The organism is Fictibacillus nanhaiensis (genome assembly GCF_036213205.1).
GTDB classification, from domain to species: domain Bacteria; phylum Bacillota; class Bacilli; order Bacillales; family Fictibacillaceae; genus Fictibacillus; species Fictibacillus nanhaiensis_E.
The window spans coordinates 53792-67754 of the sequence record NZ_JARMFC010000026.1; the positions used below are offsets into that span (position 1 = coordinate 53792).

Consider the following 13963-nt stretch of genomic DNA (forward strand, 5'->3'; position numbering starts at 1 on the left):
TATACATATAAGTATATACTGTTATATAACAACTTTGAAAGGGGAGAATATTTTGACTTTTTCAATTACAAGTGCAGCTGCTAATCTTTATAAAGACATCACTTTAGAAGCATCTGAGGCTTTAAGGCTATTCGTTAAATATGCAGGAAGTGGTGACTCGGGAGGTTTTTCACTCGGTGTGACGCCTGCAGTGCCTGAAGAGGACGATTACGTTCAAGAGGTAGATGGTCTTCGGTTTTTTGTACGAAACGAAGAAAAGTGGTTGGTTGAGAATATGAAACTTGATTATGATGAAAGTACGGACTATTTTTCATGTCATTTACCAGGGCTTGCATAATACATTTCAACCGTCTGTTCTAATACAACGAAATTGTTGTAGGAAAACAGACGGTTTTTGTATGATTTCACGAGTAGATGGTAAAATAACGATAGCTAATAATGTGTTTGTCTTGTCTAATTTCACTTGAACGTTTATTATGAAAGTCAAAACTGTTTAGTACATATGAAGGGATGATTTTTTTGTCACGAACTATTGATGAATTAGCAATTAATACAATAAGAACACTTTCTATCGACAGCATAGAAAAAGCGAACTCAGGGCATCCAGGTATGCCAATGGGTGCTGCGCCTATGGCATATAGCTTATGGTCAAAATTTATGAACCATAATCCTGCAAATCCTGAATGGTTCAACCGTGACCGTTTTGTATTATCAGCAGGTCATGGATCGATGTTGTTATATAGCTTGCTTCATTTAAGTGGATATGGCTTAACAATTGATGATCTGAAGAATTTCAGACAGTGGGGAAGTAAGACTCCAGGTCACCCTGAATTCGGTCATACGGTTGGTGTTGAAGCAACAACTGGCCCGCTAGGTCAAGGGATTGCAATGGCAGTAGGTATGGCTATGGCTGAGCGTCATTTAGCTGCAAAATATAACCGTGATGGGCATGAAGTGATTGATCACTTTACTTATTCTATCTGTGGTGATGGGGACCTTATGGAGGGTGTTTCTGCTGAAGCTGCTTCACTTGCAGGTCATCTTGCATTAGGTAGAATGATCGTTCTTTACGATTCAAATGATATTTCTTTGGATGGCGATCTTCATCACTCATTCTCTGAAAGTGTAAAGCAAAGATTTGAAGCATATGGCTGGCAAGTGCTTTATGTTGAAGATGGAACAGATCTGGATGAGATCGAAAAAGCACTAGCAGAAGCGCGTGAAGAGCTTAACAAGCCTACTCTTATTGAAGTGAAGACTGTGATCGGACATGGTTCACCGAATAAATCAGGAAAGTCTGCTTCTCACGGCGCGCCATTAGGTAAAGAAGAGATCTTACTAACAAAAGAAGCTTACAAATGGACATTTGAAGAAGATTTCCATGTTCCTGAAGAAGTACACTCACACTTTGAACAACTAAAAAGCGAAGGACAAGCAAAAGAGGAAGAGTGGAATAAAGAATTCAAAGCATATGCAGAGGCTTATCCAGAATTAGCTCAGGAACTTCAAGAAGCGATCAAAGGAAATCTTCCAGAGAATTGGGATAAAGATCTTCCAGACTACGATAAAGCGATAGCTACTCGTTCTTCTTCAGGTAAGGCAATCAATTCGCTAGCTAAGAATGTGCCGTCATTATTTGGTGGATCTGCTGACTTAGCAGGATCAAATAAAACTCTCATTGAAGGCGAAAATAATTTCAGCCGCAATGATTACAGTGGACGCAACATCTGGTTTGGTGTTCGTGAGTTTGCAATGGGAGCTGCTCTGAACGGAATGGCTCTTCATGGTGGTCTGAATGTGTTTGGAGGTACATTTTTTGTGTTCTCTGATTATGTAAGACCTGCTATTCGTCTATCTGCTTTAATGGGGCTTCCTGTTACTTATGTATTAACTCATGACAGTGTAATGGTAGGAGAAGATGGTCCAACTCATGAACCAGTTGAGCAACTTGCTTCACTTCGCGCGATGCCAAATCTAAACTTGATTCGACCAGCAGATGGATATGAGTCAAACGCAGCTTGGAAGTTAGCGCTTGAAAGTAAGAACCAGCCGACTGCATTGGTATTAAGCCGTCATGACCTGCCGATCTTAAAGAATACAAAAGAGAAGGCTTATGAAGGTGTTAAACGTGGAGCTTATGTTGTTTCACCAGCTGAAACGGATGCAGATGTATTGCTTCTTTCTGCAGGGTCCGAAGTTAGTATTGCAGTTGCTGCACAAGAACTACTTCAAAAAGAAGGAATTTCAGCTTCAGTCGTTTCAATGCCATCTTGGGAAAGTTTTGACAAACAAGATAATGACTACAAAGAATCTGTACTTCCTAAGCATATTACGAAGCGTCTAGCGATTGAAATGGGAGCTTCACTTGGTTGGCATAAATATGTCGGCCTTGAGGGAGACACGATAACAATCGACACGTTTGGTGCATCTGCTCCTGGAGAAGTTATCCAAAAAGAGTTTGGTTTCACACCAGAGAACATCGTAAAACGCGTAAATGATATGTTAAATAAATAAAAAATTACAAGAAAAAGGAGGTTTCCGAGAAGAAACCTCCTTTTCTTACTGTTTCGACAAAAATAGTTGTATTTTGCACACCTTTTTAGACAAGCTTCTTTCCGTATATTGTATATACTCATAGAAAATGATTGGAGAGGAGCTTGTTTATGAGAGAATTTTATATCTATCTAATAACTAAAGAAGTTGCTCATTCCTATTATGGCAAGGAAAATAAGCTGTTTCAGTTATTCTTTGAAGAACAGCGCTCAAATGGTTTATCAAAAACCATCCTTCAAAAGCAAATTAGCTACATAACCTCTCTATTATCTGTTTCTCAACTAGAAAAACACTTTTGGGACCATTTAAATGGTACACAAGAATGGCGTTCAGAAGGAGAAACATACTCTTTATCCTGCAAAGATAGCATCGTGAGAATAGAACTCACTGATCAATATATCCACCTTTACAGTATTGGTAACTTTGAAGCAGAAACGATCATATTCGAGGTGTTACGCCAATATGAACCTTATTTTCTTGCGATGGATTACGGTGAAAGAAAATTTGGGTGGCTCTCACCCTTTAAATTGAACATGGTCTATGCCACTTAATTCTCTTTCAATCTTGTATGTGAAGGCAAACTTGTAGTAAACTAGTTCTAGACAACATGAAGGAGGAAGTTTTAACAATGGGTACTGGTATGATAATCCTTGTGTGTGCACTCTCACTGATTGCAGGTGTTGCGATCGGATTTTTTATTGCCCGCAAGTATATGATGAGTTATTTACAAAAAAATCCACCGATTAATGAAAATATGTTGCGTGTGATGATGATGCAGATGGGTCAGAAACCAAGTCAGAAAAAGATCAATCAAATGATGCAGGCTATGAACAAACAGATGAAGTAAGTGTTGGACAAGCACCCTGATGAATAATCGGGTGCTTGTTTTCGTTCTACTCTAAGAAAGTGATATGCTTCAACAAAGGGATGATAGCAGTGAACAATGTTAAGACGATTTCCATAGATGAGATAGATGCAAATCATTATTTGCTTTTTGATGTAAGATCACCTAAAGAATTTGAAGAATATCATATTCCTGGTGCGAATAATGTGAGTATTTTTTCAAATGAGGAAAGAGCTGAAATAGGTACGTTATACAAACAGAATAGTAAAGAAGCCGCGATGGAGCGCGGCCTCCAAGTTGTGGCACCGAAACTTCCGTCTATCTATAAAAAGATTCATTCACTAAGTAAAGAACATCCCAAAAAACAAGTGATTATCTATTGCGCACGTGGTGGTTTTCGTTCGAAGAGTATTGCTCAAACGATGAACATGATGGGGATGGAGACCATACAGCTCGAAGGAGGGATACGGTCGTATCGAAAGAAGATTGAATCGTTCTTTAGAGAAATGGGAGCTGAACCAAGAAAAATCATCGTTCTTGAAGGTCATACCGGTACGATGAAAACGAAGCTATTAAAACAGCTAGAAGAAGAAGGATATCCTGTGCTGAACCTTGAAGAAATGGCAGGGCATAAAGGCTCGATCTTTGGAAATATCGGAGAACACCCTGCTTCTCAAAAGGAATTTGAATCAAGACTTTATGAAAGGCTTAAGCTGTTGGAGAATTCTTCATCAATTATTATAGAATCAGAGAGTAAACGAATTGGAAGAGTAGTCGTGCCCAATTTTCTTTTAGAAGGAAAGTACAGTGGTGTTCGCATTCATGTGGATTTACCTTTTCACCTGCGAGTTCAATATATCTGTAATGTGTACGAACCGGTTCTGCATAAAGATGAGATCGTGGAAGCAGTCAATAAGCTTTCAAAAAGAATACCATCATCAATCATGATGGATATGCAAGAAAACCTTATTTCGTTAAACTATGAAAAAGTAGTTTCCCTCTTACTTGAAAACTATTACGACCCAAAATACGACTACGCTCAAAAGCAGTATGACAGCGAGTGCATTACACTGACTAGTCATTCCTATAGTGACATCTATTCACAAGTTAAGAACCAATTAGATCATCTATCTAGTTAACAATTTTCACCATGATAAGAAGACCTGTCACTAAGGGGGTCTTTTTTCGTGAAACTTTTTCCTTTTCTGAATTTTCATATATTGGTAAACTATAATTGTTTTGATATAGAACCAAGGGGGAACGGGCGTTGAGGGTATTTCTGCAATTGATGTGGTTTTTTAAACAAGAAAAGTGGCGGTATTTAGGTGGAATCGTGATGCTTGCATTCGTCTCTTTAGGGTTATTGGTTCCTCCAAAAGTGGTTGGGCTTATTGTCGATCATATTGAGGAAGGTACGATAACCGAAGAGATATTATGGAGATATGCTGCTGTTCTAATCGGTATTGCGATTGGCATCTATGTTCTTCGTTATATCTGGAGAATCTTGATATTCGGTTCAGCCGTTAAACTGGCTATGTTATTAAGAAATAGACTGTACGAACATTTTACAAAAAAATCACAAGAATTCTACCATAAGAGACGTGTAGGAGACTTGATGGCTCATTCTACAAACGATCTGCAAGCCATTCAACAAACTGCAGGGGATGGGGTTTTGACTTTAGTAGATTCCTTGATGATGGGCGGTTTCACGTTGATCGCAATGGCTACTACGATCAGTTGGAAACTTACACTTGTCAGTCTTCTCCCCTTGCCAGTTATGGCATGGGCAACAAACAAATATGGTACGATGCTGCACAAAAGATTTCACAGTGCACAAGAAGCATTTTCAACGCTGAACGATAAAGTGCAAGAAAGTATTTCTGGAACGAGGGTAATTAAAGCTTTTGGTCAAGAAAGAGATGATATTGACAACTTTTCGGATCTCTCTAGAGATGCAGTAAAGAAAAACATGGCTGTTGCACGTATCGATTCTTTGTTCGATCCTACTATATCTCTGATCATTGGTTTCTCCTTTTTTCTAGCAGTCAGCTATGGATCAATTCTTGTAACGCGCAACGAACTAACAATAGGAGAACTCGTTTCTTTTACGAGTTATCTCGGATTGTTAATATGGCCGATGCTTGCATTTGGCTGGTTGTTTAATATTGTAGAGCGTGGAAGAGCTTCTTATGATCGTGTAGAAACATTGCTTGCTGTAAAAGAAGAGATCAAGGACGATGGTTCAATTGATACAAGTCCGATGGGAGATATCTCATTTCAATTAGAACAATTTTCTTACATTCTGAACGCTCCCGTTTTAAGTGATATCCATTTTACTTTAAAACGTGGTCAGACTCTTGGCGTTGTCGGAAAGACCGGTAGTGGTAAGACAACGCTATGCAAGTTATTGCTACGTGAATTTCAATTAAAATCAAAAGACATTATTATAGATGATCACGATATTTGTGATTATAAACTGCATGCTTTAAGAAAAGCTATCGGTTATGTACCTCAGGATCATTTTTTGTTTTCAGCTACTATAGCGGAAAACATTGCATTCTCTAAGGTTGAATCGCCTTTTTCCGAAATAAAAGAAGCCGCCGAACTTGCCTCTATTCATAAAGATATAACGCAATTTAAATACGGTTATGAAACAGTAGTAGGTGAGAGGGGAGTCACGCTTTCAGGGGGACAAAAACAAAGGATTTCTATTGCGAGAGCATTGATCAAAAACCCGGAGATTTTAATACTAGATGACTCACTTTCTGCCGTAGATGCAAAAACAGAAGAATCTATCCTTCAGCAATTAAAGACCAAACGCCAAAACCAAACGACAATTATAACAGCACACCGACTCTCATCGATCGCTCATTGCGATTTAATCATCGTTTTGGAAAATGGAACTATCGTACAACGAGGTACTCATTTCAGCTTGTTGAACGAAGATGGATGGTACAAAGAAACGTATGAAAAGCAAGCTTTGGAAACGCTGATCTCAGAGGGAGGTGTCATCAAATGAGTGAAGAACAAGAACCGACATTAGATGAATTGCAACAAATGAAGCAGTGGTCTGTTTTTAAAAGACTCATGTCTTATACAAAACCACATAAAAAGCGTTTGGCATTCGCCTTCATTTTGTTATTAGTCGCAACTGCCGCTGAACTAACGGGTCCTATTCTTGTTAAAACGTTCATCGACGATTTTGTCACACCTCGAAATTTTGAACAAAGAGCTTTGGTGATACTCGCTTCAGGTTACATTGCATTAATCGTAATCTCAGCTGTTGTAAATTACTTTCAATTTGTTCTGTTCCAATCTGTAGCTCTAGACATTATTCAAACACTACGAATCCAAGTGTTCACTAAGGTTCATTCATTAGGTTTAAAATTCTTTGACCGTACACCAGTTGGCAGCTTAGTATCGCGAATTACGAACGACACTGAGGCCGTTAAGGATCTTTATGTAAGCGTACTTTCGACGTTTGTTCAAAATATTGTATTTTTATTTGGTATCTTTGGATTCATGTTCTATCTGAATGTGAAACTTGCCTTATTCTGTATAGGTATTTTACCGTTCATCGTTTTAATCATGTGGCTGTACCGTAAATATAGTTCAAGGTCGTTTTATGACATGAGAGAGAAACTGAGCCAGCTAAACGCTAAACTGAATGAATCTCTTCAAGGGATGTCAATCGTGCAAGTTTTCAATCAGCAGAAGAGGCTCAGAAAAGAGTTTGCAAAAATCAATCAAGAACATACTGACGCACAGATTAGAAATATAAAATACAACGGTTTGTTGCTAAGACCCGCCGTTGATCTTGTTTATATGCTTGCTTTGTTGATGATTCTTTCCTTTTTTGGCATCAAGTCCTTCAATTCTCCTGTTGAGATTGGAGTGATCTATGCTTTTATTAATTATCTGGATCGCTTTTTTGAGCCGGTCAACATGATGATGATGCGCCTTTCTATTTTTCAGCAAGCTATCGTCTCTGCAGGCCGAGTGTTTACAGTCGTGGATGAAGAAGAGTTTGCACCGATTAATAAAGGGAATAAGAATCCTGTGATCTCGAGTGGTAAGATTGAATTTAAAGCTGTTTCCTTCTCTTATGATGGAGAGCAGGAAGTTCTTAGAGATATCTCTTTCACAGCAGAGCCTGGTCAAACAGTGGCTCTTGTTGGTCATACCGGAAGTGGTAAGAGCTCGATCATCAATTTGCTCATGCGTTTTTATGAAGTGAATAAAGGTGAGATCTTGATCGATGACGTTCCATTATCTAACTTTGAAAACAAAGAGTTAAGAAACAAGATGGGACTCGTTTTGCAAGATCCCTTCTTATTTGTAGGAGATATTATGCAAAACGTAAGATTGTATAACCAGACGATTACAGACGAGGATGTAAAGAATGCGACGAGTTTTGTTCAAGCATCACCGTTTATTGAAAGATTGCCAGAGGGTTATCAAACAGAGTTAGGAGAAAGAGGGGCCACATTTTCTAGTGGTCAGAGGCAGCTGATCTCTTTTGCGCGCACGATGGCTTTTTCTCCAACGATCTTGATACTCGACGAAGCGACGGCTAACATTGATACAGAGACGGAAGAAGAGATTCAAGAAGCTCTTCGTAAAATGCGCAGCGGCAGAACGACAATTGCAATTGCACACAGGTTATCAACGATCCAAGATGCAGAACTCATTCTCGTGTTGCATAAAGGAGAAATCGTCGAAAGAGGGACTCATCAAGAACTATTAAGGCAGCGAGGTTTGTATCATAAGATGTTCCTATTGCAGCATGGAAAAGATTCTATGAACGATGTGGGTTAACTAACTAAATGGTTTATGTATTTAGTGACAGCTCTTTTTTAAAAAGAGCTGTTTTAATTTTTAAGATGACCTCTAAAAGATTGTTGCTTGTAACGGAAAACAACTACATCTAAGAGCTACAAATTTTTTACTTTAATTTTTCAAAAAAATGAACTTCTGTTTTAAGTGATTGACTTATTTGCAAATTATCCTATTATAAGATAGCATACACGTACAGACAAACTGAATAAAAGGATGAGAATGCTTTGAAGAAATATGTTTTACCATCAATGTTGATCGGCAGCATGTTTGCCCTTTCGGCATGTAAGCCAGTTGATTGGGCAGAAAAGAAATGGAATGCTGCCTTTAATGAAGAAAATTCAGAAAAGAACGAAAAACAGATATCAAATGAACAAACTAAACTAAAACCAAATGATGAAAACAAAACAGAAAATAATGATGAACAACCATCAGCAGGAACTGATCTGCCGTGGTTAGAAGAAACGGTTTCGGTTTCCGGCGACGGTAGAGCAGTTGTGCAGAATCTAGATGATCTATTAATCGTTGCGAACAAGGAAAGAAACTTACCAGGTGATTATGAACCGAAAGACTTAATTACACCAAATGTTCCGTTTCCATTTAAAGAGGACTTGCCAAAGAAAAAACTAAGAAAAGAGGCCGCTCTTTCTTTGGAAGTATTGTTTAAGGCTGCTGAAGAAGACGGTCTCGAGCTGCTCGCACAATCCGGGTATCGCTCTTATGATACGCAAGTGTCCATCTTCGCCTTTAACGCTGAGCAAAAAGGGGAAGATGTTGCGAACAAAACGAGCTCCAAGCCAGGTCAGAGTGAGCATCAGACTGGATTATCAATGGACGTTACATCACAAGAAGTGAACTTTGAACTTGTAGAAGCGTTTGGTGAGACAAAAGAAGGAAAATGGCTAGCAGAAAATGCGCATAAGTATGGATTTATCATCAGATATCTTAAAGGGAAAGAAGATATTACTGGATATCAGTATGAACCTTGGCATCTTCGATATGTTGGGGTAGAGCATGCTAAAAAAATTCACGAGCAGGGCATCACGCTCGAAGAATATTTACAAAAACCGTAAACATCTCTGACAGCTTTTTTCTAAGCTGTCTTTCTTTATGTTTGAACAAAATGTATATTCCCTTTAAGATAGAGAGAGAACTGTAAAAAAGGGGCTAACTAAAAAATGACCGATCTTAATATTCTGCTTGCTTTTGGAGCTGGCTTGCTCTCCTTTATTTCACCTTGCTGTTTACCTTTGTATCCTGCTTTTCTATCTTACATAACGGGGATCTCAGTTCAAGAACTTAAAGAAGAAAACGCCATGCTTAGAAAAACAGCGCTTCTACATACTACATTTTTCTTGATAGGTTTTTCGATCATATTTCTTTTCCTTGGTCTTTCAACTACGATGATCGGTGATCTATTCGTACAATATCAAACACTGTTAAGGCAAATAGGAGCTATTGTAATTATCTTTTTTGGTCTAGTGGTGATGGGATTCATAACTCCTACATTTTTAATGAAGGATAAGAAAGTAAGATTTCAATCTCGTCCTACTGGTTATCTGGGTTCCGTTTTGATCGGTATTGGTTTTGCAGCAGGTTGGACACCTTGTATGGGTCCGATTCTAGCAGGTGTTATTGCGCTTGGGGTATCAAATCCGGCAGCGTCTATGACGTATATGGTCGCATATGTTTTAGGATTTGCTGTTCCTTTCTTTGTTTTAAGCTTCTTTTTGGATAAACTAAAGGTAATAAAAAAGTTCAACCGTCAGTTTATGGTGGTAGGGGGGACTCTTATGGTCTTCATGGGAATCCTGCTATACTTTGATTGGCTGACACAATTAACGTCATTTCTAACAAACCGTGTGTTTGGAGGATTCAAAGGTTTTTAAGAGTAATATGGAAAGGGGATAATACATCATGCATTCACGATCGAATGACCTTATCTTAAAAACAACAACAAATATCATTGTATTTGTTATTCTAGCTTTTTCAATAAACATGCTTTTTTCAGGGCATAATGCACCAGGTGGAGGATTTATCGGCGGATTGATGGGAGCGGGAGCGTTTCTTCTTCTCTATGTTTCTTACGGATTACAACCTGTACATAGAATATTGCCGATAAACTTTACGTACATGATAGCAGTTGGCTTATTAATCGCCATTCTTACCGGAGCTGGTTCGTTCGTGCTCGGCGTTCCATTTTTAAGTCACAGTTTTGGCTATTTTCAACTCCCGCTTTTAGGGAAAACCGAGCTTGCTACAGCGATGCTTTTTGACTTAGGTGTATATTTGACTGTAATCGGAGTTACGATGACCATTATCCTCTCAATTGCAGAAGATAAGATCCAGAAAGAAGTAGGGGAAGGGAACTAACCGTGTTTTTTATTGCGAGTACATGCTTTGCCATCATTATGGCAGTGATTGTTTTTAATTTTCGAATGAAAGAAACGAGAGAACCGGTTACCACAAAAAAGATCATCATACCTCCGTTAGCGATGAGCACAGGCTTTCTTCAGTTCGTGATTCCCGCTTTTCATATCACGTGGACGGAAGCGGGGGAGGCGTTCTTAGTTGGTATCATGTTCTCGATATTTCTTATCATGACAAGTAAATTCGAGATTAAAGGTAATCATGTATACTTGGTTCGATCGAAAGCGTTTATCTTTATCATTATCGGATTGTTTGCCATCCGTTTAGCATTAAAATGGTATATTGGTTCTACAATCTCAATTTTTGAAACAAGTTCATTATTCTTTATCGTTGCGTTTGGAATGATCTTACCATGGCGACTTGCGATGCTCGTTTTGTTTAATAAAAAGAAAAATGAGATCGCTTTATAATTTATAAGAAGAAAACCCCCTGAATCAAAGGATTCAGGGGGTTCTTTATGCGAGTAAAGAACGATAAGGTTTGATATCGATGTTTTTCTTTTTTAAAGTCTTAATCAGCCATTTGTGATCTCTTTTTGGAGTCGCGATAATATAGCCGCGAATGATTAAGTCTTGTGACATAGAACTTGCTTTTTCTTGTAATGCTAATTCACCGATCTTGCCAGCGATCTTTTCTTTAGCTACATCCCTAAAGAGCTCAGGTACCGGAGCTACCAATTCATTTAGAAGCTTTTTCTGATCATCCGTCCATAGATGAATGGTTTGGTTGATGTAATGTTCTTGCCAATCTAAAATTGATTTTCCATCTTCTTTAGGAAGTCGTTTTAAGAATTTGCGAAACATAAAATATCCGCCGATTGCAAACATAGTAAATAAAAAAACGGACCATAACACGATAAAAGTGATGAACCATCCAGACAATGCGTCCACCTCATATGTATAATTTTTTTTGGCGGGACCATGTGGGAATCGAACCCACCGGAGACGGCACGCGCCTCCCAAAAAGTTTTGAAGACCCAGGTAAGCACCAGCTACACATCTGGCCCCAAGAAAAATCTCTTGCTCGCTATTGCATTATACAGCATTTTACCCCAATAGAACAAGACTTGTGCCTTTTTCCATAAGATAGGGGAGAACAGATTTGTCGAACGGCGGCATAGCACGACTGTAACAGAGAAGATGTTCTACTATAACAGCTTAACACTATAACAGTTTATTTTATCAACTATAACAGTTCACCCTGTGGACAAGTGTGAATAACTTGTTCTGTGGATAACCTGTGGGTATACAGTTATGAATAAATATACATTCGTTTATAGCAAGCTGGGAAATAATGTTGGACAGGCGGATTTCGCTATATTTCAACAATGAAAAATGCGTTATCCTTGTTTTTTACATCTCCATTTCATAAAGTGTAGGAGAGTATGTACATATAGGTGGTTAAACTTATGACGATTAAATATTATACGATTGGTATGGCAGGACACATCGATCATGGAAAAACGACGCTAACAAAAGCTCTAAGTGGGATAGACACAGATACGCTCAAAGAAGAAAAAGCTCGCAAGATTACGATTGAACCAGGGTTTGCACCTTTTCCATTAACAAATGATCTGCATACATCGATAGTGGATGTACCTGGCCATGAAAAGCTGATCCGTCAAATGATTGCTGGTGTAGCAGGAATTGATCTTGTGCTCCTTGTAATCGCCGGAGATGAAGGCGTGATGCCTCAAACGAGAGAACACTTTGAAATTCTGTCATTCTTGGGCATTGAAAAAGGAATAATCGTTGTTACGAAGTCAGATTTGATTGATGACGAGATGAGGTTGTTAGTTGAAGAAGACATATTGGAACTTACAAACTCATCGGTTTTTGAACATTTTCCAATGCATTTTGTAGACAGTGTTTCTTCAGCTGGAATAGAGGAATTAAAAAGTGAAATCACAAACCTCTTAAAAGACACACCTGTTAAATCATCACAAGGCACTTTTCGCATGCCGATCGATCACATCTTTACCGTAAAAGGACAAGGTACTGTTGTAAGAGGAACGGTATATGAAGGTGAGGTGCAGGAAGGTGATGAACTTATTGTTCAGCCTGGGAATGATAAAGTGAAGATTCGTAAACTTCAAGTGCATAAGCAAGATGTTCATGCTGCTAGAGCCGGACAAAGAGCAGCTCTGAACCTTTCAGGAGGTTCTAAAGCCGATTGGAAAAGAGGGCATGTTTTAGTAGAGCCGAATGTTTATTCGACAACGGACACTATCGATCTCGTATTATCAACGGGTGAAGGGTGGAAAGGGAAGTTGAAGCAGCGCTCTCTTGTTAAGTTTTATAGCGGGACGTCTGAAGTGATGGGAAAACTCGTCCTTTTTGACCGAAATGAGCTTGATAACAATGAAGATCAAATATATTGTCAAGTTCGATTAGATCAAGAGATCGTGACAAAACGAGGTGATCGTTTCATCATAAGGCGACCCTCTCCTGAGGAAACGATCGGAGGAGGAGAAGTTATCGACCCGAACGGATCTGTTTATAGATTTGGAACGGAGACGATCGAGCGATTAAAGAGTAAACATGAAGGAACACCTGTTGAGCGGGTCCAACAGTTGCTGAATAAAGTAGGATCGATGTCAGAACGAGAACTTAAGAGATCTATTGGAATGGAAGAGGAAATTCTTCAACACACGTTGGGTGAACTATTAAGTGAGGGTTCTATTGAACAAATACAAGATTATTTGGTGTCTGATTCTACGGTACAGCATATTAAATTTAACATCATGAACAAACTTCAAAACTTCCATAGTGAGTATAGTTTAAGGCAAGGCATACCAAAGGCAGAAATCGTTCAATCATTCCAAAGTGAAGTAAATCCTAAGATAGTTAATTCGCTTCTTGAAAGATGTGTAGCAGATTCAACCGTTACAATCACGGACCAATTTGTTCATTTATCGCATTTCAAACCACATTATCCAGAAAAATGGGCTAAAAGGATGGCGAATGTTCTGACCATATTGGTAGAAGCGCAGCTTGAGCCTGATGACCTCCAGAACATCTACAACGCTCAGCAACTTCCAGAAGCTCTATATCATGAATTTAAGTATTATTTATTGAAAACAAATCAAGTGGTCATGCTTTTTGATGAGATCTTGTTGAGTAGAAAGGCGTTTGATTCGGCGGTTGAAAACTTGAGAATCCATACAGATTCATCCTTTACCGTGCAAGATGCTAAAACGATCCTTCATACGTCAAGAAAGTTTTTAATACCAATATTGGAAGGTATGGACGCTGAAGGATATACGATACGAGAATCAAATGTTAGGAAATGGGTGTAAAA

13 protein-coding genes and 1 tRNA gene are annotated in these 13963 nt (G+C 38.7%); 12 read left to right on the forward strand and 2 right to left on the reverse strand.

Going from position 1 to position 13963, the window contains the following annotated elements; all coding sequences use genetic code 11:
• Positions 1–52: 52 nt before the first annotated feature.
• The 11 genes from P4V41_RS19515 (at position 53) to P4V41_RS19565 (ending at position 11073) form a co-directional block, all read left to right on the forward strand.
• Complete coding sequence (locus P4V41_RS19515; protein WP_328086800.1) at positions 53–337, forward strand: HesB/YadR/YfhF family protein; 285 nt, start codon at positions 53–55, stop codon at positions 335–337.
• A gap of 173 nt (positions 338–510) precedes the next feature.
• Positions 511–2514 (forward strand): transketolase, encoded by a 2004-nt coding sequence (tkt, locus tag P4V41_RS19520; RefSeq protein WP_419181336.1) that lies wholly within the window; start codon positions 511–513, stop codon positions 2512–2514.
• 149 nt (positions 2515–2663) lie between these two features.
• Positions 2664–3104: a sporulation inhibitor of replication protein SirA gene (gene sirA / locus P4V41_RS19525; protein ID WP_328086802.1), complete on the forward strand. Its 441-nt coding sequence runs from the start codon at positions 2664–2666 to the stop codon at positions 3102–3104.
• Positions 3105–3181: 77 nt separating this feature from the next.
• On the forward strand, positions 3182–3400 hold the full coding sequence (locus P4V41_RS19530; RefSeq protein ID WP_066241071.1) for a YneF family protein: 219 nt from the start codon (positions 3182–3184) through the stop codon (positions 3398–3400).
• A gap of 89 nt (positions 3401–3489) precedes the next feature.
• The gene (gene mnmH, locus P4V41_RS19535; protein WP_328086803.1) at positions 3490–4536 is read left to right on the forward strand and encodes a tRNA 2-selenouridine(34) synthase MnmH; all 1047 of its coding nucleotides are present in this window, start codon (positions 3490–3492) and stop codon (positions 4534–4536) included.
• Positions 4537–4664: 128 nt separating this feature from the next.
• The gene (locus P4V41_RS19540; RefSeq protein WP_328086804.1) at positions 4665–6416 is read left to right on the forward strand and encodes an ABC transporter transmembrane domain-containing protein; all 1752 of its coding nucleotides are present in this window, start codon (positions 4665–4667) and stop codon (positions 6414–6416) included.
• Entirely contained in the window at positions 6413–8215 is a 1803-nt protein-coding gene (locus P4V41_RS19545; RefSeq protein ID WP_419181337.1) for an ABC transporter ATP-binding protein, read from the forward strand. The genes P4V41_RS19540 and P4V41_RS19545 overlap by 4 nt, the downstream gene beginning before the upstream one ends.
• Positions 8216–8460: 245 nt before the next feature.
• Positions 8461–9306, forward strand: coding sequence for a M15 family metallopeptidase (locus P4V41_RS19550; protein WP_328086805.1), 846 nt, complete (start codon positions 8461–8463; stop codon positions 9304–9306).
• Between the two features lie 105 nt (positions 9307–9411).
• A complete protein-coding gene (locus P4V41_RS19555; RefSeq protein ID WP_328086806.1) occupies positions 9412–10122 on the forward strand; it encodes a cytochrome c biogenesis CcdA family protein in 711 nt (236 codons plus the stop codon).
• A gap of 25 nt (positions 10123–10147) precedes the next feature.
• A complete protein-coding gene (locus P4V41_RS19560; RefSeq protein WP_328086860.1) occupies positions 10148–10606 on the forward strand; it encodes a Na(+)/H(+) antiporter subunit B in 459 nt (152 codons plus the stop codon).
• Positions 10607–10608: 2 nt separating this feature from the next.
• Complete coding sequence (locus P4V41_RS19565) at positions 10609–11073, forward strand: cytochrome c biogenesis protein CcdC (protein WP_328086807.1); 465 nt, start codon at positions 10609–10611, stop codon at positions 11071–11073.
• A gap of 45 nt (positions 11074–11118) precedes the next feature.
• Here the strand turns inward: P4V41_RS19565 and P4V41_RS19570 are convergent, their stop codons facing one another.
• Both P4V41_RS19570 and P4V41_RS19575 read right to left on the reverse strand, forming a co-directional pair.
• Positions 11119–11544 carry a DUF2621 domain-containing protein gene (locus P4V41_RS19570; protein ID WP_328086808.1) on the reverse strand — a complete coding sequence of 142 codons (426 nt, stop codon included), beginning with the start codon at positions 11542–11544 and terminating at the stop codon, positions 11119–11121.
• 29 nt (positions 11545–11573) lie between these two features.
• A tRNA-Sec gene (locus P4V41_RS19575) sits at positions 11574–11670 on the reverse strand.
• Between the two features lie 401 nt (positions 11671–12071).
• Between P4V41_RS19575 and selB the strand changes: the two genes are divergently transcribed.
• Positions 12072–13961 (forward strand): selenocysteine-specific translation elongation factor, encoded by a 1890-nt coding sequence (gene selB, locus P4V41_RS19580; RefSeq protein WP_328086809.1) that lies wholly within the window; start codon positions 12072–12074, stop codon positions 13959–13961.
• Positions 13962–13963 lie beyond the last annotated feature (2 nt).